This is a genomic window from Pseudomonas syringae group sp. 243L2 (genome assembly GCF_032587875.1).
Taxonomy (GTDB): domain Bacteria; phylum Pseudomonadota; class Gammaproteobacteria; order Pseudomonadales; family Pseudomonadaceae; genus Aquipseudomonas; species Aquipseudomonas amygdali.
The window spans coordinates 159,143-185,009 of record NZ_JAWHPL010000019.1 but is presented as its reverse complement, the minus strand read 5'-3'; the positions used below and the strand labels follow the sequence as shown (position 1 = coordinate 185,009).

The 25,867-nt window shown below is 59.2% G+C and carries 21 protein-coding genes; 9 read left to right on the top strand and 12 right to left on the bottom strand.

Translation table 11 applies throughout. The features are described 5' to 3' along the window. Nucleotides 1-17: 17 nt before the first annotated feature. The 9 genes from RYB66_RS11230 to RYB66_RS11190 form a co-directional block, all read right to left on the bottom strand. Nucleotides 18-1,178 carry a D-alanyl-D-alanine carboxypeptidase family protein gene (locus tag RYB66_RS11230; protein ID WP_002555330.1) on the bottom strand — a complete coding sequence of 387 codons (1,161 nt, stop codon included), beginning with the start codon at nucleotides 1,176-1,178 and terminating at the stop codon, nucleotides 18-20. A gap of 241 nt (nucleotides 1,179-1,419) precedes the next feature. Then, nucleotides 1,420-2,448, bottom strand: coding sequence for a septal ring lytic transglycosylase RlpA family protein (locus tag RYB66_RS11225; protein ID WP_002555332.1), 1,029 nt, complete (start codon nucleotides 2,446-2,448; stop codon nucleotides 1,420-1,422). Further along, nucleotides 2,448-3,455, bottom strand: a complete 1,008-nt coding sequence (mltB, locus tag RYB66_RS11220; RefSeq protein WP_002555333.1) for a lytic murein transglycosylase B — start codon at nucleotides 3,453-3,455, stop codon at nucleotides 2,448-2,450. Before mltB ends, RYB66_RS11225 begins: the two co-directional genes overlap by 1 nt. Before the next feature lie 17 nt (nucleotides 3,456-3,472). Next, nucleotides 3,473-4,576, bottom strand: coding sequence for a rod shape-determining protein RodA (gene rodA, locus RYB66_RS11215; protein ID WP_005753105.1), 1,104 nt, complete (start codon nucleotides 4,574-4,576; stop codon nucleotides 3,473-3,475). Between the two features lie 31 nt (nucleotides 4,577-4,607). Further along, the gene (gene mrdA / locus RYB66_RS11210) at nucleotides 4,608-6,503 is read right to left on the bottom strand and encodes a penicillin-binding protein 2 (protein ID WP_005745383.1); all 1,896 of its coding nucleotides are present in this window, start codon (nucleotides 6,501-6,503) and stop codon (nucleotides 4,608-4,610) included. 28 nt (nucleotides 6,504-6,531) lie between these two features. Beyond that, nucleotides 6,532-6,999, bottom strand: a complete 468-nt coding sequence (gene rlmH / locus RYB66_RS11205; protein WP_002555336.1) for a 23S rRNA (pseudouridine(1915)-N(3))-methyltransferase RlmH — start codon at nucleotides 6,997-6,999, stop codon at nucleotides 6,532-6,534. A 9-nt stretch (nucleotides 7,000-7,008) separates the two neighbouring features. Further along, on the bottom strand, nucleotides 7,009-7,395 hold the full coding sequence (gene rsfS / locus RYB66_RS11200; protein WP_002555337.1) for a ribosome silencing factor: 387 nt from the start codon (nucleotides 7,393-7,395) through the stop codon (nucleotides 7,009-7,011). Between the two features lie 60 nt (nucleotides 7,396-7,455). Then, nucleotides 7,456-8,115 (bottom strand): nicotinate-nucleotide adenylyltransferase, encoded by a 660-nt coding sequence (gene nadD, locus RYB66_RS11195; protein WP_161794688.1) that lies wholly within the window; start codon nucleotides 8,113-8,115, stop codon nucleotides 7,456-7,458. Nucleotides 8,116-8,137: 22 nt separating this feature from the next. Continuing rightward, on the bottom strand, nucleotides 8,138-9,403 hold the full coding sequence (locus tag RYB66_RS11190; protein WP_005780730.1) for a glutamate-5-semialdehyde dehydrogenase: 1,266 nt from the start codon (nucleotides 9,401-9,403) through the stop codon (nucleotides 8,138-8,140). Nucleotides 9,404-10,650: 1,247 nt separating this feature from the next. Between RYB66_RS11190 and RYB66_RS11185 the strand changes: the two genes are divergently transcribed. From RYB66_RS11185 to RYB66_RS11175, 3 genes are all read left to right on the top strand, one after another. Next, a complete protein-coding gene (locus RYB66_RS11185) occupies nucleotides 10,651-11,322 on the top strand; it encodes a DNA-3-methyladenine glycosylase (RefSeq protein ID WP_004655663.1) in 672 nt (223 codons plus the stop codon). Nucleotides 11,323-11,325: 3 nt separating this feature from the next. Then, a complete protein-coding gene (locus RYB66_RS11180; RefSeq protein ID WP_004666289.1) occupies nucleotides 11,326-12,642 on the top strand; it encodes a bifunctional DedA family/phosphatase PAP2 family protein in 1,317 nt (438 codons plus the stop codon). A 137-nt stretch (nucleotides 12,643-12,779) separates the two neighbouring features. After that, entirely contained in the window at nucleotides 12,780-14,813 is a 2,034-nt protein-coding gene (locus tag RYB66_RS11175; protein WP_316894393.1) for a pilus assembly protein TadG-related protein, read from the top strand. Here the strand turns inward: RYB66_RS11175 and RYB66_RS11170 are convergent. Together RYB66_RS11170 and RYB66_RS11165 are read right to left on the bottom strand one after the other, a co-directional pair. Next, complete coding sequence (locus RYB66_RS11170; protein WP_316882047.1) at nucleotides 14,810-17,578, bottom strand: PAS domain-containing protein; 2,769 nt, start codon at nucleotides 17,576-17,578, stop codon at nucleotides 14,810-14,812. The genes RYB66_RS11175 and RYB66_RS11170 overlap by 4 nt on opposite strands. Beyond that, complete coding sequence (locus tag RYB66_RS11165) at nucleotides 17,568-18,023, bottom strand: TadE/TadG family type IV pilus assembly protein (RefSeq protein ID WP_005732180.1); 456 nt, start codon at nucleotides 18,021-18,023, stop codon at nucleotides 17,568-17,570. Before RYB66_RS11165 ends, RYB66_RS11170 begins: the two co-directional genes overlap by 11 nt. Nucleotides 18,024-18,098: 75 nt before the next feature. Here RYB66_RS11165 and RYB66_RS11160 point away from each other — a divergent pair, with 75 nt between their 5' ends. Continuing rightward, a complete protein-coding gene (locus tag RYB66_RS11160) occupies nucleotides 18,099-18,569 on the top strand; it encodes a prepilin peptidase (RefSeq protein WP_005745378.1) in 471 nt (156 codons plus the stop codon). A 170-nt stretch (nucleotides 18,570-18,739) separates the two neighbouring features. Then, a complete protein-coding gene (locus tag RYB66_RS11155; protein WP_005753119.1) occupies nucleotides 18,740-19,528 on the top strand; it encodes a response regulator transcription factor in 789 nt (262 codons plus the stop codon). A 7-nt stretch (nucleotides 19,529-19,535) separates the two neighbouring features. Here the strand turns inward: RYB66_RS11155 and RYB66_RS11150 are convergent, their stop codons facing one another. Then, nucleotides 19,536-21,191, bottom strand: coding sequence for a PleD family two-component system response regulator (locus RYB66_RS11150; protein ID WP_005782131.1), 1,656 nt, complete (start codon nucleotides 21,189-21,191; stop codon nucleotides 19,536-19,538). Nucleotides 21,192-21,492: 301 nt separating this feature from the next. Between RYB66_RS11150 and RYB66_RS11145 the strand changes: the two genes are divergently transcribed. The 4 genes from RYB66_RS11145 (at nucleotide 21,493) to speA (ending at nucleotide 25,691) form a co-directional block, all read left to right on the top strand. Further along, nucleotides 21,493-22,572, top strand: a complete 1,080-nt coding sequence (locus RYB66_RS11145; protein WP_002555348.1) for a DUF2333 family protein — start codon at nucleotides 21,493-21,495, stop codon at nucleotides 22,570-22,572. After that, the gene (locus RYB66_RS11140; protein WP_005745375.1) at nucleotides 22,572-23,117 is read left to right on the top strand and encodes an NUDIX hydrolase; all 546 of its coding nucleotides are present in this window, start codon (nucleotides 22,572-22,574) and stop codon (nucleotides 23,115-23,117) included. The genes RYB66_RS11145 and RYB66_RS11140 overlap by 1 nt, the downstream gene beginning before the upstream one ends. A 188-nt stretch (nucleotides 23,118-23,305) precedes the next feature. Then, nucleotides 23,306-23,677: a translation initiation factor Sui1 gene (locus RYB66_RS11135; protein WP_004655683.1), complete on the top strand. Its 372-nt coding sequence runs from the start codon at nucleotides 23,306-23,308 to the stop codon at nucleotides 23,675-23,677. A gap of 100 nt (nucleotides 23,678-23,777) precedes the next feature. Beyond that, nucleotides 23,778-25,691, top strand: a complete 1,914-nt coding sequence (gene speA / locus RYB66_RS11130; RefSeq protein WP_004666294.1) for an arginine decarboxylase — start codon at nucleotides 23,778-23,780, stop codon at nucleotides 25,689-25,691. Nucleotides 25,692-25,867: the final 176 nt, after the last annotated feature.

The window sequence follows — 25,867 nt, the reverse complement described above, 5'->3', positions numbered from 1 at the left end:
CAGTAGTTACTGGAGGGTCAGTTGAACAAGCCGTAGAAGAACAGGCGGATGCTATCCCACACGCGGCGGAAAATGCCACCTTCCTCAACTGCATCAAGCGCAATCAGGTTAGCGGTGTGAACCACCTGATCGTCTTTCTTGACCTCGACCTTACCGATCACGTCGCCCTTGGCGATTGGCGCAACCAGTTGCGGGTTCATGGTCATGCTGGCGGACAGCTTCTTCATGTCACCTTTTGGCATGGTCATGCTCAGATCTTCAGCCAGACCGGCCTTGACCTGACGCTCAGTGCCTTTCCAGACGGTTGCCTGAGCCAGCTCGGTGCCCTTCTGATAGAAGTTCTGGGTTTCGAAGAAACGGAAGCCATAGGTCAGCAGCTTCTGGGTTTCAGCCGCGCGGGCCTGCTCGCTGTTGGTGCCGAACACTACTGCGATCAGACGCATGCCGTCACGTACAGCCGAAGACACCATGCAGTAGCCGGCCTCGTCGGTGTGGCCGGTCTTCAGACCGTCAACGGTCTTGTCGCGCCACAGCAGCAGGTTGCGGTTAGGCTGCTTGATGCCGTTCCAGAAGAACTCTTTCTGCGAGTAGATCGCATAGTGAGCCGGGTCTTCGTGAATGATTGCACGCGCCAGGATCGCCATGTCGTGAGCCGACGAGTAGTGCTCGGGGTTCGGCAGACCGGTCGGGTTCATGAAGTGGCTGTTGGTCATGCCCAGGTCGCCAGCGGTTTTGTTCATCATGTCGGCAAATGCATCTTCGCTGCCGGCAATGTGCTCGGAGATCGCAACACTGGCGTCGTTACCCGATTGGATAATGATGCCGTGCAGCAGGTCGCTGACCGTCACCTGGCTGCCCACCTTGATGAACATCCGCGAACCGCCTGTGCGCCAGGCGTTTTCACTGATGGTCACCGGATCGTTCTCGCCGATCTGGCCGCGACGAATTTCCAGGGTCGCGATGTAGGCAGTCATCAGCTTGGTCAGACTGGCAGGTGCCAGACGCTGGTCACCGTTGTTCTCGACCAGAACGTTGCCGCTGGTGGCATCCATCAGTACGTAGGACTTGGCTGCCAGTTGCGGCGCAGCAGGCGTCATCTGCTCTGCCGCCCAGACGGTCGGGGTGATAATCAGTGGAACAAGCAGGCACAAACGTTTTGCAAAGGTGGTGATGTTCATCCGTCTCTCGAGAATCCTAATGGGCAAACATGCCCTTGCGGGCAAAACTGAACAGACCGGCGAGGCGAAGACGCCTCGGTACGGCTCGTGGCGCCAGACTGTAACCCTGGCTGACAAAGTCGCCTGTTCGACACACGACCTTGTGGGCAGTTACCTGCAACGCTGGCCCTGATGGCAAAGCTGCGCTGCCTGCGACTGCATATCGTCCTCCATTGTTGCTGGAAAACGATTGTCGAAAAACTTATTGATCCGATGTCACTACGCTTGGCTGACCCAGATTGGCCGACCTGACGCTGTTTTGCAGTTGCTGGGCTTCACCCGGCGTGTCGATCGGTCCCATCCGGACCCGATAGAGCGTTTGCTGATTGCGAGCTATCGAGCTGACGAACACCGGCGCTCGAACCATCCCGCTCAGTTTCGACCTCAGGAGCTCCGCAGCGTCCGGGTTGGCGAAGGCTCCCACCTGGAGAAACAGCCCAGCGGCTTGTCCTGAAGCGTTTTTTTTTGCGTCAACCTGCAACGGCACGACAGGTGCGGCATGTTGCTGCGGTGGCGGCGTGTATTGCTCGACGGTTCCGGTCGATGTCGACAGCGCGGGCGGCGTGGCCTGGGCCATCACTTGCGGCTGATTGAGCATAAGCGGTGCAGGACGGCCACGTTGCGCCCACCATTCCTGCGGGTCGATACCTTCGACCTTGACCCGGGCGGTGCCGGTTTCGGCATAGCCCAGCTTTTTGGCGGCGGCGTAGGACAAGTCGATAATGCGGTCAGAATAGAACGGCCCGCGGTCGTTGACGCGCAGAATCACCGTACGGTTGTTGTCCAGGTTGGTCACTTTGACATAGCTGGGCAGCGGCAGGGTCTTGTGCGCGGCGCTCATGCCATACAGGTCATACACCTCGCCGTTGGCGGTGTTCTGGCCATGAAACTTGGTGCCATACCAGGAAGCGGTGCCCGAAGCGACGTAACGCTTTGAATCGCTCATCGGGAAATAGGTCTTGCCCAGCACCGTATACGGGTTCGCCTTGTAGGCACCGGTATGCAGGGTCGGCGTTGCATCGGGGATGCGCGAGACATCCACGTCCCACCACGGCGCGCCGTCCTTGTGGGCACGGTTGATGTCCAGCCCCGGCATCGAGCGCACAGCGGCACCGCCTTTTGGCGACTGCGACGAGGTTGTGCGTGACGGCGACGAGCAACTGGCAACCAGCACTGCCAGGCCGGTCAGCGCCAGAAGCTTGAATGTTTGCAGAATCGGCAATGCCCGCATTACTTGACGCCTCGAGCTTGAACCAACGATTCAGACAGCTGATACACGGCCATGGCGTACATCACACTGCGGTTATAACGGGTGATAGCATAAAAATTGTTCAAACCCAGCCAGTATTCAGGACCATTGTCGCCTTCAAGACGGAACGCCGTTACCGGCATATCGTCGCGCAGCGCATCATGACTCGCCCAGCCCAGCTGTCGCAACTCCCCGACCGACATTACCGGATCAAGCGCAGGGCTCAACCCTTCGTCAACCCGGTCGCCACGTGCGGTCGCGCGGCTGACTACCGGCTGACCGGCTACCCAGCCATGACGCTTGAAATAACTGGCAACGCTGCCGATGGCATCGTCCGGGTCGGTCCAGATGTTGATATGGCCGTCGCCGTCGAAATCCACTGCATAGGCGCGGAAACTGCTCGGCATGAACTGCGGCAGGCCCATTGCTCCGGCGTACGAGCCTTTGAGAGTCAAGGGGTCAACCTGTTGTTCGCGAGCCAGCAGCAGAAACTCACGCAATTCCTTGCGGAAGAACTGTGCGCGTGGAGGGTAATCGAAACCGAGCGTCGACAATGCATCGATCACCCGGTAATTGCCGGTATTGCGGCCGAAAAAGGTTTCCACGCCAATGATCGAAACGATGATCTGCGCCGGTACGCCATATTCCTGCTCGGCGCGGGCCAATGCGGCCTCGTGCTGACGCCAGAAATCGACGCCGCGGGCGATGCGCGTATCGGTGATGAACATCGGCCGATACTCTTTCCACTGCTTGACGCGTTCGGCCGGGCGGGAAATGGCATCGAGAATCGCCTGCTTGCGCTCGACCTCACGAAACAGGCTCATCAACTGCTCACCGGCAAAACCGTGATCGCGGGTCAGCTCACCGACGAATTCCGCTACCTGGGGCGAACCCTCATAGTCGCCGGCCAGCGCCTCTTGCACCGATCCAAGGATGCCTACCAGACCGACCACCGGAGCATATCGAGCCCAGTTACGCATTGCTTGCATTGAATAGTTCACCTTAATCAAACTTGAGCAATCCATTTACGGTGTGTATGGATCGACATCAAAACCCCAAACGCTGACAGTAGGGTCACCAGCGAAGTTCCGCCGTAGCTAATGAAGGGCAATGGCACCCCCACCACTGGCAGCAGGCCACTGACCATACCGATGTTGACGAAAACGTAAACAAAAAACGTCATGGTCAACGCTCCGGCCAGCAGCTTGCCGAATAATGTCTGCGCCTGTGCCGTGATCACAAGCCCACGTCCGATCAGCAGCATATAGATGATCAGCAGCGCACAGATGCCCACCAGACCGAACTCTTCACCCAGTACCGCGATGATGAAGTCGGTGTGGCTTTCCGGCAAAAAGTCCAGGTGCGACTGAGTGCCCAGCAGCCAGCCTTTGCCGAATACACCGCCCGAACCGATGGCAGCCTTTGATTGAATGATGTTCCAGCCGGTCCCCAGCGGATCGCTTTCCGGGTCCAGAAACGTCAGTACGCGCTGCTTCTGGTAGTCGTGCATGAAGAAGAACCACATGGCCACTGCAGCAGGCACAGCGGCCGCCAGCACACTGATAATCCAGCGCCAGCGCAGGCCGGCCATGAACAGCACGAAGGCCCCGGACGCCAGAATCAGCAGCGAGGTGCCCAGATCAGGCTGGCGCACGATCAGAATGAACGGCACACCAATCAAGGCGAGACTGACCGCCACATGTTTGAGATGCGGTGGCAGCGTGCGTTTGGACAGATACCAGGCGATGGTTGCCGGCATGATGATCTTGAGAAACTCCGAAGGCTGGAAGCGGATCACACCGGGGATATTGATCCAGCGTGTCGCGCCCATGGCGTTGTGGCCCATGACATCCACGACTACCAGCAGCAGGACGCCGAGCACATACAGCACAGGCACCCAGCGCGCCATGAAACGCGGCTCCAGCTGGGCAATCACCACCATTGCCACCAGACCGATACCAAACGAACTGGCCTGCTTGATGAGCAGGTCCCAGTTCTTGCCGCTGGCCGAATACAGGACGAACAGGCTGCCAGCCGCCAGGGTCAGCAACAGGATCAACAACGGGCCATCGATATGAATGCGCTGCAAAAAAGTGGCACGGCGACGCATCACGTCTTCGCTGGACAGGATGCGGTCGAAATTACTCTTCACGGGCCGCAGCCTCCAGATTCAGGGAACCGGCATACTCAGGCTTGAGATGGCCGTTTTCGTCGAGCAGCCAGGCGTCCATCACCTGCCGCACAACGGGTGCAGCAACGCCGGAACCGGACTCGCCGTTCTCGACCATCACTGCAACAACGATTTTTGGATTGTCGGCCGGTGCAAAACCGACAAACAGGGCATGGTCACGATGACGCTCCTGAACCTTGGTACGGTCGTATTTCTCGCCCTGCTTGATGGCGACTACCTGAGCCGTACCGCTTTTACCGGCGATCCGGTATTGCGCACCGATGGCAGCCTTGCGCGCCGTACCACGCGCGCCATGCATCACTTCCTGCATGCCGTGGTTGACTCGCCCCCAGTTGGCCGGGTCGCGCAGCACGATATTCGGCATCGGGTTTTCATCCACAGGTGCCTTGCCTTCGATGGTTCTGGCCAGATGCGGACGGTTCCACACACCTTTGTTGGCCACCAGTGCGGTCGCCTGGGCCAGTTGCAACGGCGTTGCCTGCATGTAGCCCTGCCCAATGCCGAGAATCAGGGTTTCGCCAGGGAACCAGGCCTGGCGACGGGTCGCACGCTTCCATTCACGGGACGGCATCAGACCGGGGGACTCCTCGAACATATCCAGCGACACTTTCTGCCCGATGCCGAACTTGTTCATGTAGGTGGAAAGCCGATCGATGCCCAGTTTGTGCGCCAGATCGTAGAAGTACGTGTCATTGGAACGCATGATCGCGGTATCCAGATCCACCCAGCCATCACCGGTGCGGTTCCAGTTACGGTACTTGTGATCGTAATTGGGCAGTTGGTAATAGCCGGGGTCGAACACTCTTGAGCCGGGCGTTACTGCACCGGCGTCCAGCCCGGCAATCGCCACGGCAGGCTTGATGGTCGAACCGGGCGGGTAAAGGCCGCGCAGAATGCGGTTGAACAGCGGCCGGTCGATTGAATCGCGTAGCTCGGCGTAGGCCTTGAAGCTGATACCGGTGACAAACAGATTCGGATCGAAGCTCGGCGCACTGACCATCGCCAGCACTTCTCCGGTGGCAGGGTCCAGCGCGACTACCGCGCCACGACGCCCACCCAATGCGGCCTCGGCAGCTTCCTGAAGGTTGATGTCCAGGCTAAGAACGATGTCCTTTCCAGGGATCGGGTCGGTGCGCTTGAGCACGCGCAGCACGCGGCCACGGGCGTTGGTCTCGACCTCTTCGTAGCCGACCTGACCATGCAGATCGGGTTCGTAAAATCGCTCGATACCGGTCTTGCCGATATGGTGCGTGCCGCTGTAATTGATCGGATCGAGGCTCTTGAGCTCTTTTTCGTTGATCCGCCCCATGTAACCGACCGAGTGAGCAAAATGCGGCCCTTGCGGGTAATGCCTGACCAGTTGCGCAACCACTTCGACACCTGGCAGGCGGAACTGGTTGACCGCAATCAGGGCGATCTGCTCTTCGCTCAGCTCGAACAGGATAGGCACCGGCTCGAACGGCCGACGCCCCTGCTTCATACGCTTTTCGAAGATGATGCGATCATCCGGGGTGAGCTGCAGGATCTCGACAATGGTGTCGAGCACACTGGACCACTCGCCGGCACGCTCACGGGTCATGCTGAGACTGAAACTGGGCCGGTTGTCCGCAACCACAACGCCATTACGGTCGTAGATCAGCCCACGGCTGGGCGGAATCGGCTGAACGTGAACGCGGTTGTTTTCCGAAAGCGTGGAGTGATACTCGTACTGGATGACCTGCAGGTAATACAACCGGGCAATCAGCACGCACACCAGCAACACCACCGCCACGGCACCGAACACGACCCTGCCGCGCACCAGGCGTGCGTCCTTTTCGTGGTCTTTGAGGCGGATCGGTTGAGACATTTAGGCCGTATTCACAGTAAAGACGATGCTACTTGTGATAAGGGTGCCCGGACAGGACTGTCCAGGCGCGATACATCTGTTCGCCGATCAGAATGCGCACCAGTGGATGCGGCAGGGTCAGCGGCGACAGGGACCAGCGTTGTTCACTGCGGGCACAGACTTCAGGCGCCAGCCCCTCGGGGCCGCCGACCATCAGGTTGACCGTACGCGCATCGAGGCGCCAGCGATCGAGTTCGACCGCCAGCTGTTCGGTGCTCCACGGTTTGCCATGCACTTCAAGCGTGACAATCCGCTCGCCCGGCTGCACTTTCGCCAGCATCGCCTCGCCTTCCTGACGGATGAAGCGCGCAACATCGGCGTTCTTGCCCCGGGTATTGAGCGGGATTTCCACCAGTTCAAGCGCAAGCTCGGAGGGCATCCGCTTGGCGTACTCATGCCAACCTTCCTCCACCCACTTGGGCATGCGCGAACCCACAGCAATCAGACGCAAACGCACATCAAGGCCTTATTCGTTGCCTGGAGTGTGGTGCGCAGCGCTGGCGGCACGGCTTTGTTCAGCGCCCTGCCACAAGCGTTCCAGGTCGTAGAACTGGCGTGCCGCAGCGGTCATTACGTGAACGATCACATCGCCCAGGTCCAGCAGAACCCAGTCGCTGTCGCCCTTGCCTTCTTCGCTCAGGGACTTCAGGCCGGCTGCCTTGACCTTGTCACGGACGTTATCGACCAGTGCATTCAACTGACGGTTGGACGTACCGGTGCAGATCAGCATATAGTCAGCGATGCTGGTCTTGTCACGCACATCGATGGTCAGGATGTCTGCACCCTTGACTTCTTCAAGGGCTGCAATCGCAACATTGATGACTTCTTCACTGCTCATTTTTTGCTTTGTCATATAAAACTCATTCAGCTCGTATGTGTGGGACCGTTCAAACGCTTATCGATCAAAGCAGTTTCAGGACGACCCATCAGTGTTCGGCGCGCGGTAAAGTCCGCGTGCATCGATATAGGCCAGTACCGCGTCTGGCACCAGAAAACGTACCGACTTACCGCTGGCCAGCAGTTGACGGATCTGGGTGGCAGACACCGATAAAGGCGTCTGCCAGACGAATGTAATGTGTCCACCCGGCCCTTTCAGGGCCTTGGGGTCGCTGACCGCGCGTGCCGCCAGCAGATTGCGCATGGCATCCGGCGACTCGCTGTCCGCGTCCGGGCGTTGCAGCACCACGATATGGCAGTGCTCCAGCAGTTCTTCCCACCTGTGCCAGGTCGGCAGCCCGCAAAAGGCATCCCAACCCAGCAACAGGAACAACTGGTCCTGAGGCGCCAGTTCGGCGCGCATCGATTCCAGTGTGTCGAGGGTATACGACGGTTTGTCCCGCTTCAGTTCACGGTCATCCACCGTCAAGGGCGACACACCCGCAACCGCGCTCTGAACCATCGCCAGACGGTCCTCGGCGGTGACACTCGGCATGTCACGATGCGGAGGCCTGGCGCTGGGCGTCAGGCGCAACTCATCAAGTTCCAGCAGTTCGGCCACTTCAAGCGCACCGCGCAAGTGACCGATATGAACCGGGTCAAACGTACCCCCAAGCATACCGATACGTCTGGGCAGCGCTGTCGTGGGGTTGTTCAAGTCAGGCTTGTCCGCGCAATTGACCATCACCGATCACGATGTACTTCTCGCAGGTCAACCCTTCAAGCCCGACTGGACCACGGGCGTGCAGCTTATCAGTAGAAATGCCGATCTCGGCACCCAATCCGTATTCGAACCCGTCCGCAAAGCTGGTCGGTGCATTGACCATGACCGAACTGGAATCGACCTCGGCCATGAACCGGCGAATCTGACTTTGATGGTCGGAAACGATGGCATCGCTGTGATGCGAACCATAATGGTTGATGTGCTCGATGGCTTCGTCCAGCCCTGAAACGACGCGAATCGACAGGATTGCAGCCAGGTATTCGGTGTGCCAGTCGTCTTCGGTGGCCGGAGTTACGTCGATCAGGTCACGGGTGCGCTCGCAACCGCGCAACTCGACGCCCTTCTCGCGAAACTGCGCGGCCATGGCGGGCAGGAAATCGGCGGCGATGGTTTGATCGACCAGCAGGGTTTCCATCGCGCCGCAGATACCGTAGCGGTACGTCTTGGCATTGAAGGCAATCTTCTGCGCCTTGGCCAGATCGGCGTGGGCACTCACATACACATGGCAGATGCCGTCCAGATGCTTGATGACCGGCACGCGCGCATCGCGGCTGACCCGCTCGATCAGGCCCTTGCCCCCACGCGGAACGATGACGTCAACGTACTCGGGCATGGTGATCAATGCGCCAACCGCTGCACGGTCGGTGGTTTCAACCACCTGCACCACAGCAGCAGGCAGCCCGGCCTCGGCCAGACCACGCTCGATGCAGGCGGCAATGGCACGATTGGAATGAATGGCTTCGGAACCGCCGCGCAAAATGGTCGCATTGCCGGACTTCAGGCACAGACTGGCCGCATCGATGGTCACATTCGGACGCGACTCGTAGATGATTCCCACAACACCCAGCGGCACACGCATCTTGCCGACCTGAATACCCGACGGCCGATAGCTCATGTCGCGGATCGCACCGACCGGGTCTGCCAGACCTGCTACCTGACGCAACCCGACGATCATGCTGTCGATACGCGCGGGGGTCAGGGCCAGTCGTTCCAGCATTGCCGGCTCAAGGCCATTGGCCTGACCATTGGCCAGGTCCAGCGCATTGGCGGCAGACAGCTCGGCGCGCGCTTCATCCAGAGCAGCGGCAGTGGCTTGCAGGGCGCGGTTCTTCTGCGCAGTGCTGGCACGACCGATCACTCGCGATGCTTCGCGGGCGGCGCGACCCAGGCGGGTCATGTAGTCAAGAACGGACTCAGTCATGGTCTCAGAGGTCTTGGCAAAGAGGAAAGCGGCTGATTATAGCTGTCGTGCCGCACGAACGACAGCGCAGACAGGCGGATGGTCGATATCAGTGCGCAGATTTATTGCGCAGACCGATGCCTATCCCCCTCAGCCCTCATCGTTACATACAAAGTCCGCTTTTGATTCTGGCCAAAAGCCGTAGGAGCGGACTTGTCCGCGAAGGGGCCGTGACATCCGCAGGAGGTGTATCGCCCGAAATAAAGCTTTCGCGAACAAGTTCGGTCCCACGCCCTGCGGGCAGAAGCCTGAACGCCACCATTTATCACGCTCAGCCCTCATCGTTATACGCAAGTCCGCTTTTGATTCTGGCCGAAAGCCGTAGGAGCGGACTTGTCCGCGAAGGGGCCGTGACATCCGCAGGAGGTGTATCGCCCGAAATAAAGCTTTCGCGAACAAGTTCGCTCCCACGCCCTGTGGGCAGAAGCCTGAACGCCACCATTTATCACGCTCAGCCTTCATCGTTATAAACAAGTCCGCTTTTGATTCTGGCCGAAAGCCGTAGGAGCGGACTTGTCCGCGAAGGGGCCGTGACATCCGCAGGAGGTGTGTCGCCCGAAATAAAGCTTTCGCGAACAAGTTCGCTCCCACGCCCTGCGGGCAGAAGCCTGAACACCCCCATCTATCACGCTCAGCCCTCATCGTTATACACAAGTCCGCTTTTGATTCTGGCCGAAAGCCGTAGGAGCGGACTTGTCCGCGAAGGGGCCGTGACATCCGCAGGAGGTGTATCGCCCGAAATAAAGCTTTCGCGAACAAGTTCGCTCCCACGCCCTGTGGGCAGAAGCCTGAACGCCACCATTTATCACGCTCAGCCTTCATCGTTATAAACAAGTCCGCTTTTGATTCTGGCCGAAAGCCGTAGGAGCGGACTTGTCCGCGAAGGGGCCGTGACATCCGCAGGAGGTGTGTCGCCCGAAATAAAGCTTTCGCGAACAAGTTCGCTCCCACGCCCTGCGGGCAGAAGCCTGAACACCACCATTTTCCGGGCTCTTCAGGACTTGTGTATAACGATGAGCGCTCAGCCTGCACGCCCTCTCGACCAGCGTCGCAGGGAAACGCACGCACAAAACGCTCTTATGGGTTAACCGGTTTGTCATGCCTCAGTCACTTTCAGAAACAACAAAGCCGCTAATCCAGACACATTCAGCTGCAATTAAAGTTGCGCTTGTTATTATCGGGCACCTTCTCAACGTACCTGCCTGACTATGCCTGCTGCTCTTCCGGATCATTTCTTCCATCGCGATGCCCAGTTGCTGGCCCGCGATCTGCTGGGCAAGGTCATTCGGCATAAAGTGGGCGAGCTGTGGCTGGCCGCCCGCATCATCGAAACAGAAGCGTACTACTGCGCTGAAAAAGGCAGCCATGCTTCGCTGGGCTATACCGAAAAGCGCAAAGCGCTGTTCCTCGACGGCGGGCACATCTATATGTACTACGCGCGCGGCGGTGACTCGCTGAATTTCAGCGCCGAGGGACCGGGCAATGCAGTGCTGATCAAATCGGCATTTCCCTGGACCGACGCAACCAGCGACGAAAACGCCCTGGCGCAGATGCAGTTGAACAACCCCGACGCCAGCGGCGCAATCCGCCCGCCGCAACGGCTCTGCGCTGGCCAGACGCTACTGTGCAAGGCACTTGGCCTGAAAGTACCGGAGTGGGACGCCAGACGCTTCGACCCACAGAGGTTGCTGGTCGAAGACATCGGCCAGGCACCCGAGCGCATTATCCAGACCACCCGTCTGGGCATTCCTGCCGGGCGCGATGAGCACTTGATGTATCGCTTCGTGGATGCCGGTTACGCCCGTTTCTGCACACGGAACCCTCTCAGACGCGGTCAGGTCGAAGGCCGCGACTACTTATTTCTCGATCAAGGAAACTGACCGATGGGCGATCTGCTCAATGGCATGACCGGCTGGCTGACAGCGAATCCTTCCTGGGTGGCTGTCGCGATCTTTTTGGTGGCCTTCACTGAATGCGTCGCGATCGTCGGGATCGTCGTGCCGGGCACGGTCATCATGTTTGCCATCGCCGCCTTGGCGGGCAGCGGCATACTGCCGTTGAGCGAAGTACTGTTACTGGGTTTTCTCGGCGGGCTGTTGGGGGACGCAGTGTCGTACTTCATAGGCCGGCGCTTTCATCAGAATATCCGTCAGTTGCCCGGCTTGCGCACGCACCCGGAGTGGATGGAAGGTGCGGAAAAATACTTCCACCGTTACGGCATCGCCAGTTTGCTGGTCGGGCGCTTCATCGGACCGCTACGCCCGATGCTGCCAATGATTGCCGGCATGTGCGACATGCCGCTCCCGCGCTTTGCGGCCGTCAGTGTACTGGCCGCGGCAGGCTGGTCGATTGCCTACCTGATGCCGGGCTGGGCGGCGGGCGCGGCCATTCGCCTGCCCCTGCCGGAAGGCTTCTGGCCTGAGGCGGCAGTGGTCGGTGCCGGTCTGGCGATTCTGTTCGGGCTGAGTATTCAGAGCAGCATTCGCCAGAAGCGCTATGCAACCAAACTTATTTCCGTGCTCAGCCTGACGCTGGTCGCGGCGCTGTTCATCGGCTGGCCTTATCTGGCGGACTTCGACAACGGCCTGATGACGCTCATTCAGGAGCATCGCAGCGAGGCCGCACAGAACATCGTGATCTTCGTCACCAGCATCGGCGACTTCAAGGCCCAGTTGCTGGCGGCCTCCCTGCTGATCATCGTGCTGGCCGTTGCCAGACAATGGCGTCACGCAGCTTTTGCCCTGACCGCAACACTGGGTACCGCGATTGCCAATGGCACCCTGAAAACGTTCTTCGCCCGCACTCGCCCGGACGTTCTGGTAGAGCCGCTGACCACTTACAGTATGCCCAGTGGCCACAGTTCTGCGGCCTTTGCGCTGTTCATGACGCTGGCGGTGCTGGCCGGACGCGGCCAGCCCGTGCGCCTGCGCCTGAGCTGGATGCTGGTCGGTGGCATTCCGGCACTGGCCATCGCGCTTTCCAGGGTTTACCTGGGCGTTCACTGGCCAACCGACATCCTCGCTGGAATGCTCCTGGCGTTCTGTGTCTGCGCCGCCAGCCTGGCGTTCATTCAGCGCAACGCCCCCTTGCCCGCCATGTCGGTCCGGGTATGGTGGCTCATCGTCCCGGCAATGACCGCGCTGCTCGGCATTTTTGCGGTGCGCGCCCTCTCGCACGCAGTACTGCGTTACCAGTACTGATCGGCATACCTGATCGCGCCCGTACAAATCGGGTGCGACACTTCTCAAATCTGGCACCTTGCCAGTGCTCTTTCGAGGCGTTGACTACACTCCCCTGAAGCAGGTGAGTGAGCAACGGCGTGGCCGAAGGAGTGCTGATGTCCCCACTGGATGGTTATACGGCAATGCCCGCCCGGCAACGCGGCGCCATAGGCATGATGGCCGCGCTCACATTGGGATTGGCGCTGCTGTGCACACTGATAGTGGTCGACAGCGGCAGGCTGTATCTGGAGAAACGCTCGTTGCAGCGGGTTGCGGACATCGCCGCCCTGGAAGCTGCGGGGCGCAGGGGAACGTGCAGCGGGGCGGCCACCGCCCCCGGTTTCGCCACACAAAGTGCCACGCGTAACGGCTTTACCCCGAATAGCGGAGGTCGAACGCTAACCACCCTCTGCGGCACCCTTACAGTGGGCCTGCAGAGCCAGCGCGTATTTGTCGCGGACTCCACCCAGGCACTGGCCATTCAAGTGGTCGCGGCGCATCCGGTGCCACGAAGTATTGCTGCCGGTATTGTTGCCCTGTTCGAAAAAACTCCCTCCCCTGCGAACATCACGATCAGCGCCACAGCCGTGGCTGCCAGTGCCGCGCCACTGGCGGCACTCACCATTCGCAGTGCGGCGGTAACAATGGACAGCACTCGGGCGGCCATTCTGAACCCGCTCATCGGCAGCCTGCTCGGTGGCACACTCAACCTGAGCGTAGCGAACTGGCAGGGCCTCGCCAGCACCGACCTCAGCCTGTTGAGCTATCTGAACCGACTCAAGACCGACCTTAACCTGACTGCGGTCGGTTACAGCGAGGTGCTCAACACATCGGTTTCTGTCAGCCAGTTGATCCAGAGTGCTATCAATGTGCTCGACCCCGGCGCGACCTTGAACGGCACGGCCACCATCGCGGGCCTGCAGGCATTGAGGCTGGCGGCTGGCGCAACCACTGTGTTGCTCGGCGACGTGCTGTCGATACAAGGCAGTTCGGACCTCGCTGCATTGAACACCAATCTGCGCCTTCTGGACCTGGTTCAGGGCCTTGCGCAACTGGCCAACGACAAGACCGGCATATCGACAGCTGCGCAGATAAATGTAGGCACCCTGGCACAGGTCACCACACGATTTCAGGTCGTTGAGCCGCCTCAGTTATCGGCCATCGGCGACCCGAGCAAGATCGACCCGCTCAATCCCAAAACCGGTGCCAACCGGATCTACGTGCGCACCGCGCAGATGCGCGCGCTGGTGTCAGTCAATCTGCCGGTGCTGGGCACCATCACGTCATTGGCCAACACTGCGGGCTCGGTGGTCGGCAGCCTGACACCGATCCTCAATAGCGCGTTGAGCCTGAACATCGCGGGCCTGGTGACATCAGCCACCTGCGCCGTAGGACTAAACAGTTGCATGGTCACCGATTTCAAGTTTCTGACCTCGGACTCTTCTGCCAGCGCCGGCCCCAGGATAGATCTGAGCCTGTCGCTGGCCAGCGCCGACACCTATGTCACCGGCTACACCTGTACCAGCAATACCAGCAAAACCTTGAGTGTCAAAACAGATGCAGGATTGCTCAGCGCCAAGGTTGGCTGGATTGACAGCACGGCAGCGTTTCCTGCCAGCACTGACCCCTCGGCAATCACCGCACTGCCTCTACCGGTGCTGGATATAGGCACCAAGACCTGCCAGAAGATAGCGGGACTGTTGGGCAACTGCACCGCCCGTACCCCCTTCGGCGGTGGCGGCATAGGTCTCACGTTCGACACGGTAAGCCAGTCGCCGCTGGGCAGCTCACCGGTCGTCAGTACAACCTTCAGCTCGCCCAATCTGCCGGAAATCAACAGCGCGCCTTATTTCCTGACGAGCGTTGCGCACACCAAACCCAGTACGTTGCTGAACGGCACGGTTTCCAGCGTAAAGGTGAATGTCTATAAACCTGCGACCAGCAATGTGCTAGGCAACGTCATTACTGGAGCAGCTGCAACGCTGAACAGCCTGACCGTTGCGCTGGACGCTATTGTGGAGAACACGCTGACCGGCTTGCTGACATCAGTCGTCGACCCGCTGTTCGAGTCACTTGGCCTGAGTCTGGGTGCCACCGATGTGGGTGCCAATTTAAGCTGCAACATCGGTCAGGCGACGCTGATTATCTAACCGGCGTTGAATATCGGCAGCTCGATCTGGAAACGAGCGCCCTCCCCGACGTTGCCGACGCTGAGCTGGCCGCCCATCTGGTCGACGATGCCGTAGCTGACAGACAAGCCCAGTCCGGTGCCGACACCGACAGGCTTGGTGGTGAAGAAAGGCTCGAAAATGCGCTCCAGCAAACGCGGATCAATCCCCCCGCCGTTGTCCTGAACCGCCAGCCGGATGATATTTTCGTCCCGCTCGGCCTCGACGCTGATCCACGGTTCGAAATCCCGGTCTTTTTCCCGACGTGACAACAACGCATCACGGGCGTTGACCATCAGGTTGATCAGCACCTGCTCAAGCTGATCGACATGCCCGCGAACCTGCACGTCTTCGATCATGGTGCCGACCCGCAACTGCACACCCTTGCCTTTCATGCCTTCGGCCAGCATCGAGAGGGTGCCTTCCACCGCCTGCGCCGGATCGAACAGCCGCTCCTCCACTTCGGAGCGCCGCCCGAATACCCTCATGTGGTCCACCACGCGGGCAGCGCGCTGTACCTGTGTGTCGATACGGTTGAGCTTTTCGGTGAGGTATTCGATGTCCACGTCCCCGCGCCCAAGACGCTTGAGGACGTTGACCACCGCCATGCGCATAACATTGAGGGGCTGATTTATCTCATGGGCGAGGCCTGTGGACATTTCGCCAAGCGTGGCCATTTTCGCGCTCTGGTTCAATTGCATCCTGGAGCGGCGCACATCCGTGTTATCACGGCCCACGGCCTGAACCTCGACCAGCGTGCCGTGCTCGTCGAATATTCCCCGGTCGGCCCAGACCCACCAGGCATACTCACGGCCGGGCAGCTCGATACAGATTTCTTCGGTGCTCACCGGCGCTTGCGGGGTGAGTTGACCAATGCGCCGAATGAACGCCTCGCGCTGCTCGTCCGAAAGCCAGTCCCCCAGATTGATCCCGGTCAGTTGTTCCGGCGTGCATTCCATGTAATTGGCCAGTGGACGGTTGCCGAAACTCAGTACCAGATCCGGAGAATAGCGGCAGATCATGGCCGGTGAGTCTTCGACCAGAATGCGGTATCGCTCTTCGCTCTGGCGCACGTGCTCGGCCGCCAGAGTGGCTTCGGTCACGTCCAGCCACAGGCCGACCGCCTCCACGGGCATGCCGAGGTCGTCACGCAACAATCGCGCTTCGTCCAGCAACCAATGGTAGTGGCCGTTCTTGTTGCGCAACCTGTAACGCCGACTGACAACGCCTCCGCGCAACAGCTGCCGGTTACGCTCGAACCAGATGTCGCGGTCTTCGGGGTGAATGTATTCCGCCAGCTGGCCGTCTACGCAGTCAGCCAGCGTCCAGCCCAGCAAGGGCGTGAGACTGTCACTGAAAAAGGTTGGCTCAAGGTTGCCGTGATCGTAGCGCTGCACGTAAATCACGGCCGGCGAGCTGGCAATGAGGTTATCCAGCCGGGCGTGAGCGGCCGCTGCTTCGGTTTCCTGATTCTTGATATCACTGACATCGAGCATGAAACCCAACACCCGCTGAACCTGACCACTGATCAGCGCCTGGCCCTGAATACGGTACCAGAGGGTTTCCTGGGCGGGGTCGCTCTGTGCGAGACGCACGCAAAGCATCAGCGGCGTGCCTTTGTCACGTAACTGCGCCAGACGACTGGAAAGCTCTTGTCGATCAGCCGGATGAATCAACGCCAGCCAGTCTTGACGCGACAGACTTTCGACCCGGTCACCCAGACGCAGACTGCGCGCCAGTTGCGGTGCCAGCAGGATTTCGTCACGAGCAGGCATCAGCTCCCACCAACCGGTGCCCAGTAGATCCTGAAGCACCGCCAGGCGCTCTACATGGTGACGATTGTGCTGCTCGGACAAGCGAAAAAGCACCGGCCCGGCCAGCGCCGAACACAGGTTGAGCCACTCGCGTTCACCAAGATCCGGAGCCTGCTGTTGCGGGTTATAGAAACCGAACATCAGCCATGCTTTAGCAACGTTGTCACGGCTGTGGGGGATCAGAAAACCGTCCGCGTTGCCGAAGGCACTCTGCAACGGCCCTTGGTCGACGCCGCCGCCAAACCTGAGTTGATGGGTGATATTGGCATCGAATCGATCCAGCGCATTGCCCAGTCGCTGCCCAACCTGCCATAACTCCGGCGCGGTGTGGGCGCTGTACTGGCAGTAGACACGCCAGCCAGCGCCGCTGACTTCCGGCAATACCAGCGCCAGACAGGGAACGCGCCATAGCTGTGCCAGTTCCTCGAGTTGCTCGGTCACCACGGCAGTCAGCCGGTCCACGTTGCACACGCGCACACGCTCGGCCATTTGCCCGGCAAAGCGCAGGCATTGCTGGCGGCTGCGGGCGGCACTGGCCTCCTCCATCAAGTCGCTGATATCCAGCAACTGCAACAGCCAGCCCTTGCCATGCGCCTGCACCCAGCCACGGGCGTGCAAGGTGTGCGCATCGGCACTCTTGAAGTCCAGGTCCAGCATGTGCCCCAGCCAGTCATGCGGCACGCCTTCAATGACCAGCGCGCTGTTTGGCAGCAACAGGTTCATCAACCGCTGCGCAGCTGACAGCGGAGCGGCAATGCCCAAACGCGCAAGCAACTGCGGGCTGATGCTCTGTATCCGTCCTTCGTCATCGAGCAGCACATAAAGGTCGACCCCGACCGGGCCCGGCTCGCTTGACACGGGCACAGCCTGGGATACCGGCGGCGCTTCACCACGGCCCAGCCAACGGCTCAGACGATTTTTTTCAAGGGGCAAGTTGCAGACTCGCTTGTGCAGTAAGGTTGGTCGGCAAGCGCGGGACCTCGCCGATGCCAGGGAGCGTCAATAACGGGAGTACCTGGGTCAATCGGGTCTTGGGGTACTGGATGGTCACCGTCAGAACACCGGCGGTGTAGGTCACGTTGGTATAACTGGCGTTGAAACCCAGCGCAGGCGGCATCCATGACAGCTGATTCATGACGACACTCTGCGCCTGGCTGACCAACAGAGTGTTATAGCCACTCACTGTCGGGCTAAGGGCGACACTTCGGCGCACGGCTTCACTGGCAGCCGCATTGAAAGACTGCATCATAAGCAACGGCAGGCTATAACTCACCACGCCATAGAACACGGCAAAGAAAACAACGAACACCGCAGCGAACTCAATAGCGGCGGCACCTTGCTGCCGATGAGGCAAGGCATGCTGCAGAACGGTTTTCATATCAACGTCTACCCTGACATTTACGGCTTCAACAGAGCATAGATTCTTTCCGGAAAACAGGATGTTTTTTGCTTGATGAAATTATTTCTTCTGCTTGTCTGGTTTGTAATTTGCGCCGAACAGGATGCGCGACGCAAGCACATTTCAAACGGGCTGACACTGGGCGCAGCAGCACTGGCGGCCGCCTGGCTGGCAGGCACCGGAACGACCTGGCTAGGCGCCCCGCCACTGGAAGCCGCGCTGGCACTGGCGCTGGCACTGGGCTTGACATTGCCTGGTTATGCGCTCGGCAAGCTGGGCGCCGGAGACGTCAAGCTGATGGCCGCACTCGCGCTCGCCTCCGACAGCGTCTATTTACTGTGCACATTTATCGGCGCAGGCATCGCCGTGCTGACCTGGGTGTTGCTCGCCAGGAAAGTGCAGCATCATATAAACCAACGAGTTGCGCGGCGTTACGCCTATATGTTCCCTGACGCGCCAGATAAATATCCTTTTTCACCTTTTTTATTGGCGGGCTTGCTGCTGACAGTAGCGTTGCTCCATTAGTCGACTCTCGGCCAATTGAAAGTTTAATGCTATGTACATAGTCGGAAAGTACGACTACGGTTAACACATCGCTGTGGCGTACTGTCATTGAACTACCCGAAACGGGTCATACAACGCTTAATCATGTTTTGCTGAATGGATAAAGGTTCCGGTCTGCCGGCCTTAACAGCATGGAGTTGCATGTGGATAACTACCCGGTCACGAAAGTTCTGGTGGTCGACGACCAGCCTCTTATTGTTGAAGAACTCTGTGAGTTTCTGGAGAGCAACGGCTATGCGTGCGTGCGCTGCCATTCAAGCCTTGAGGCCATCGAGCATTTCAGCAGCGACAGCGCTATTGGCATCGTACTCTGCGACCTGGAAATGCCAGGCATGAATGGGATCGAGATGGTCGAAGCCATGAAGATGGCTGGCGGCAAGACGCATCTGTTCGAGGCCATCATGCTGACCGGACAAGCCGAGAAAAAGGACGTCATCAAGGCTCTGCGAGCCGGCATCGCCGATTACTACCAGAAGCCGGTCAACCTTGAAGAGTTGCTTGAGGGTGTCCAGTTGCAGGTGGAAGCGCTGCACGAACGGCAGAAAAACCGTCAGCAATTGGGCCTGCTCAACGAGAAACTTCAGTTTCTGGCCGCATCCATAGACGACCTCTATCAAAATCTGGATAACGTTCAGAACAGGGCGCAGTCCGAGCGCAAAACCAGCTTCGAGAGTGATGCACAGATGCCCGTATCGCTGGCCAAATTGTCACCCCGCCAGCTGGACGTCGCGCGCCTGGTCAGCAAGGGGCTGACCAATTACCAGATTGCCTGCGAACTGGGAATTACCGAAAACACTGTCAAACTCTACGTGTCCCAAGTGCTGCGCTTGACCCACATGCATAACCGCACCCAACTGGCCTTGGCATTTTCACCCGGCAAATCGGCAGAGCGGCAAAAGCTGATCGAAAGCCAGGACTGAAACCGAATCAGGCCTCGATTTCCGTCAACACGACGTGATAGGGCACATCCACCAGGGCCGAATGCACCTGATTGCGGCCCGCGTGCTTGGCGCAGTACAACGCAGTATCCGCCTGTGACGCAAGGCTCAGACTGTCGTCATTAGCCCCCAGAGAAACGACCCCGGCGCTGAAAGTGCAAAACAGATCGGTCGGCTGCGCGGGGTAATGGATCTCCGCAAAGCGATGGCGGATCTCATCAAGCACTTTATGGGCACTTTGAATGTCGGTATCCGGCATGACGATGGCAAACTCCTCACCACCGTAACGACCGATGAAGTCGGTCTTGCGCAGGCGCTGCTTGAGAAACAGCGCCAGGCTTTTGATGACGCGATCTCCCATCGGGTGACCGTGGCTGTCGTTGACCTTCTTGAAGTGGTCGATATCGAGCATGGCAAAACACAGCGGCTTACCCTCGCGTCGCGAGCGAAAGCTGCAATCTTCCAGCAGTTGCAGGATGTGCGTGTGATTGTAGAGCCCGGTCAGGCTGTCACGAACCATGCGTGCCTTGAGGCTGCGGGCTCTGGCGGCGCGATTGCGAACCGTGGTGATCAGGTGGCGTGGCTTGATCGGCTTGGTGAGGAAGTCATCGCCACCCTCGCTCATGGCGTCAAGCTGCTTGTCCTGATCATCCTCGGCCGACAGGTAAATGATCGGCACGCTGACATAGCGGTCATTATGGCGAATGACCTTGGCCAGCTCAGTGCCGGTGCAACCAGGCATGTACATGTCGAGAATGATCAGGTCCGGCTGAAACTCCGCCAGTTCGGACATTGCCTGAATCGGGTCGAGCAGAACCCGCGTAACAATTCCGGCTGCATTCAGAATGCGTTCGGTGTGCATTGCCTGAGCGCGGGAATCGTCGATGATCAGCACTTTATAGGGTTCGTATTGAGCGACGCAGGTCAGAACTTCGATTTTTTCCAGCAGACTCGACGCTTCCAGCGCGCCGGTCAAAAACTCTTCGCCACCGGCCCGCACTGCTGCGAGGCGGGTGGGCGTATCGGTTTCGTTAAGGCTGAAAAACAACAGTGGAAGCTTCTGCTCCAGGCCTTCCTGGGCCTGTGAAGCCAGCTTCAGACCCTGACCGGCCCCGCTGAAATCGACATCCATGACAATCGCCGCCGGATGCCGTTGCGCCATTGCGCGCTGAAACTCGGCAACACTGTGCAGCGACAGGGCTGCCAGACCGAAAAACTCCAGCTGCTTGGCCAGACGCTCGGCCCGCTCATGGTCCTGAAGCACCACATAGACCGGCTTGCGCAGCGGAGGCAGCGACGTTTGCTCAAGCTGGTCGCCATGCCGCAGCCCGGTGCGGGAGAGACGTTGCATCAGACGATTGAGGTCAGTGATGACGCTGCTGTTGAGGCGACCGCGATTGGCTTCGACAGCCTCAAGTGCCTGGTTGATGTCATGCGCCAGTGAAATGTGTTCAACCTGCTCGAAGCGCTCGGCAAAGCGCAGTAAACGCAACGTCGACTCCTTGAGCTCAGCCATGTCGCCAGCCGACCACTCGGCTTTCTGCAGACGTTGCCACGTCTCCAGAATCTGGCGTGCCTGGTGGATGACCCTTTGGGCAAAATGATGCTTCAGGCGATCTCGGCTAGGGTCTTCTGGCTCGGTCATATTGAGACTACTGTGATTTTACTGAGCGATACGGCTGATGGCGCTATGCTAGCACCTCCATTACAACAGAACAGTGCCGTAAGTCACTTATTTGACAACATTTTGATGGCGCTTAGCCATTACTCAAAATCAATCGACTGATAGAGCCTGGCTATAGGCCTTAAGTTGCAACCTGGAAGTTGAAAGCAATTCGCTTTTGGCTTGAAGCTCGAAGCTTGCAGCTGCCCCGATCGCACCTTAGGGTAAGGTTGCGGTCGAACCCCACGTGAAGCATTCAACTCAAGATCGAAAGGACCCTACCATGCTGGATTGGAAGAACCGCGCAGGCAGCGCGGGTGAGCGCACCGCTGACACTTCATCGGTCAAACGCCGCGGTTACCTGGGTAACCTGTTCTATAGCCGCGCTCTGGGCGCCTTGATCTTGATTTACCTGCTGGTTGCACTGGTAGTCGGCTGGTACTGGAGCAAAGAGCCTGCACTGTTCCCTGTACAACAGAACGCTCAAGCCGCCGCCGAGCGCGAAGGCAAGCCAATGGTTATCGGCTACACGACGGTTGAAACGCTCAAGACCGTGGCTGGCACCCTGCTCAACAAGCGCGGTGGATATCTGTCCAACGACCGCATGCCACCGGGCTTGTGGCTGGACAACATTCCAAGCTGGGAATACGGCGTACTGGTGCAGGTGCGTGACTTGAGTCGTGCGCTGCGCAAGGACTTTGCCCGTTCCCAGTCTCAATCTGCCGAAGATGGCGATCTGGCTCGCGCCGAGCCGCTGTTCAACTTCAACAATCGCAGCTGGATCCTGCCTTCCAGCGAGTCGCAATACGCCGAAGGTATCAACTCTCTGAGTCGCTACCAGGCACGTTTGTCCGACCCGAACCAGAAAGGCGCGCTGTTCTATGCCCGCGCCGACAACCTGAACAACTGGCTGGGTGATGTCGGCACCCGCCTGGGCTCGCTGTCGCAACGCCTTTCGGCCAGTGTCGGTCGGGTCAAACTCAACAGCACGCTGAAAACCGAGGCCGCTGTTTCGGTCAAGCCTGGCGAAGTACCGCAGGTAGACGAGGAAATCGTCGAGACCCCGTGGCTGGAAGTGGACAACGTGTTCTATGAAGCGCGCGGTCAGGCCTGGGCTCTGTCGCATCTGCTGCGCGCCATCGAGGTCGACTTCGCCGATGTACTGGCCAAGAAGAATGCGACCGTCAGCGTGCGTCAGATCATTCGTGAGCTGGAAGCGTCCCAGGAACCGCTGTGGAGCCCGATGATTCTGAATGGCAGCCCGTTCGGTGTGTTCGCCAACCACTCGCTGGTCATGGCCAACTACATCTCGCGTGCCAACGCTGCGGTCATCGACCTGCGCCAGTTGCTGAATCAAGGCTGATGTCTATTCCCGCCAACGAGGCCGCGCACCGTGCCGCCTCGGATGCCGAGCAGATCGCCTGGGTCGACGAGCAGGACCGACTGCTCGGCTCGCGGGTCCGCGCCGATTTGCGTGAGCGCGGACTGATCGGGCGCGGCACTTATATCCTGCTGTTCAACAGTGCCGGTGAGCTTTGCGTGCATCGGCGCACACTGAGCAAAGCGATTTATCCCGGTTATTGGGACGTCGCCGCAGGCGGAATGGTGCAGGCGGATGAAAGCTATGACGAGTCCGCTGCCCGGGAGCTGGAAGAAGAGCTGGGCGTCAGTGGCGTACCGCTGCTGGCCCACGAACGGTTTTTCTTCGATCAGCCGGGCAACCGGCTCTGGTGCGCCGTGTTTTCGGCCGTGTGGGACGGGCCCTTGAGATTGCAGCCCGAAGAAGTGCTGGAAGCGCGCTTCATGCCCATCGCCGACGTTCTGCATCAGGCTGAAAAAATCCCTTACTGCCCGGACTCGCTCGCGGCGCTGAAACGCTACCTGCAGCAGATAGAGAATGCTCAGTAAGCCAGTGTTCAGAAATTGGCGTATCCAGCCCCTTAGCAACCGGTCTGTTTGCCGTTACACTGCGCGACCTTTTCAAACTGGACCGGCCCTGCCGTTTCAGTAGCGCTGCCCCTGCCAGAGTGGGGCTTCGCGGTCGATGGTTCGTGTGAGCCCGACCCATCTTCAGTCCTCAACAAGAGGATTTTTGCGTGGCTAAAAAAGCCGCTTCTCTCGCCGCCCTTGGTGGCCTGGTGTTTTCAACCGACGCAGGGCGTCACTGCCCGGATTGTCGTCAGCCCGTTGCCGACTGCACCTGCAAACAGACCGCCATCCCCGAAGGTGACGGTATTGCCCGCGTGCGCCGGGAAAGCAAAGGCCGTGGCGGCAAGACCGTGACTACCATCAGTGGTGTCCCGCTGGCAGAAGAGCCGCTCAAGGACCTCGCCAAGGCCCTCAAGCAGCGCTGTGGCACAGGCGGATCGCTCAAGGACGGCGTGATCGAGATTCAGGGCGATCACGTCGAACTGCTATTGGCAGAGCTGATCAAAAAAGGCTTCAAGGCTAAAAAGTCCGGCGGCTGAATCCGCGTAGCGGGCAGCGAATCAAATCGTCATTTCAACTCATTACACTGCGCCCAGCTGGCTATTGGCTGGCGCAACGACTTCTTTATAGGGGACTTTGATGTCCGTACGACGCACACGCAAAGACGATGGCAGCCAATGGACAGTTGCGGACAGCCGCAGCGTTTATGGTATTCGCCATTGGGGCGCGGGTTATTTTGCAATCAACGAAGCAGGTCGCGTTGAAGTCCGTCCCAATGGGCCGGACAGCTCGCCCATCGATCTTTACGAACAGGTCGACAACCTGCGCAAGAGCGGCCTGTCACTGCCCTTGCTGGTGCGCTTCCCCGACATTCTGCAAGACCGTGTGCGTCAACTGACCGGTGCATTCGACAGCAACATTGCGCGCCTGGAATACCAGAGCCAATACACCGCGCTGTACCCGATCAAGGTCAACCAGCAGGAAGCGGTGGTGGAAAACATCATCGCCACGCAGAACGTTTCCATCGGTCTGGAAGCGGGTTCCAAACCGGAGCTGATGGCCGTGCTGGCATTGGCGCCCAAAGGCGGCACCATCGTCTGCAACGGTTACAAGGACCGTGAGTTCATCCGTCTGGCGCTGATGGGCCAGAAGCTGGGCCACAACGTATTCATCGTCATCGAGAAAGAATCCGAAGTCGAGCTGGTGATCGAAGAAGCCGCCGAGCTGAAAGTCGCCCCTCAGGTAGGCCTGCGCGTGCGTCTGTCTTCCCTGGCGTCGAGCAAATGGGCGGACACCGGCGGCGAGAAATCCAAGTTCGGTCTGTCGGCCGCACAATTGCTGTCGGTGGTCGAGCGCTTCCGCAAGGCCGGGCTCGATCAGGGCATCCGCCTGCTGCACTTCCACATGGGCTCGCAGATCGCCAACCTGGCTGATTACCAGCACGGCTTCAAAGAGGCTATCCGCTATTACGGTGAGCTGCGCAAACTCGGCCTGCCGGTGGATTACATCGATGTCGGCGGCGGTCTGGGCGTCGACTACGACGGCACCCACTCACGCAACGCCAGCTCGATCAACTACGACATGGACGACTACGCAGGCGTGGTGGTCGGCATGCTCAAGGAGTTCTGCGATGCGCAAAGCCTGCCGCACCCGCATATCTTCTCGGAAAGCGGCCGCTCGCTGACCGCCCACCACGCCATGCTGGTGGTCCAGGTGACCGACGTCGAGAAGCATAACGACGAAGTGCCGGAAATCTCCGACAAGGAAAGCCTGCCGGAAACCGTGCAGTGGCTGGTGGACCTGCTGGGTCCGACCGACATAGAAATGGTCACCGAAACCTACTGGCGTGCCACGCACTACATGAGCGACATCGCTACCCAGTACGCCGATGGCAAAATCAGCCTGGCGGAGAAAGCACTCGGCGAACAATGCTACTTCGCCGTCTGCCGCCGCCTGTACAACTCGCTGAAGGCACGTCAACGCTCACACCGTCAGGTGCTCGACGAACTCAACGACAAGCTGGCCGACAAGTACATCTGCAACTTCTCGGTGTTCCAGAGCCTGCCCGATACCTGGGCCATCGGCCAGGTGCTGCCGATTCTGCCCTTGCACCGTCTGGACGAAGAGCCGGTGCGCCGCGCCGTGCTTCAGGACCTGACCTGCGATTCCGATGGCAAGATCAAGCAGTACGTCGATGAGCAGAGCATCGAGACCAGCATGCCGGTGCACTCGTTGAACGAAGGCGAAGACTATCTGCTGGGGATCTTCCTGGTAGGCGCCTATCAGGAAATTCTGGGGGACATGCACAACCTGTTCGGTGATACCGACTCGGTGAACATCTACCAGAACCCGGACGGCAGCGTTTACCACGCGGGCATCGAGACCCACGACACCATCGAAGACATGCTGCGCTACGTGCATTTGTCGCCGGAAGAACTGATGACCCATTACCGGGACAAGGTCGCCAGCGCCAAGATTACCCCGCGCGAGCGTACCTACTTCCTCGACGCCCTGCGCCTGGGGCTGACACGCTCTTCGTACCTGTCGTCCTGATTCCAGGATTTGCGATGGGGCCTGCAATTGGGCCCCATCTACTGTAACTGTGGTGCCAATGCTGTGCACTCATCGTTACAGGCAAGTTCTGATAAGCCAGGAGAACGAGGCCAAACGCCTTGTTTCGGGGTGCGTTCCGGCCTCTTCGCGAGCAAGCTCGCTCCTACGAGACTTAT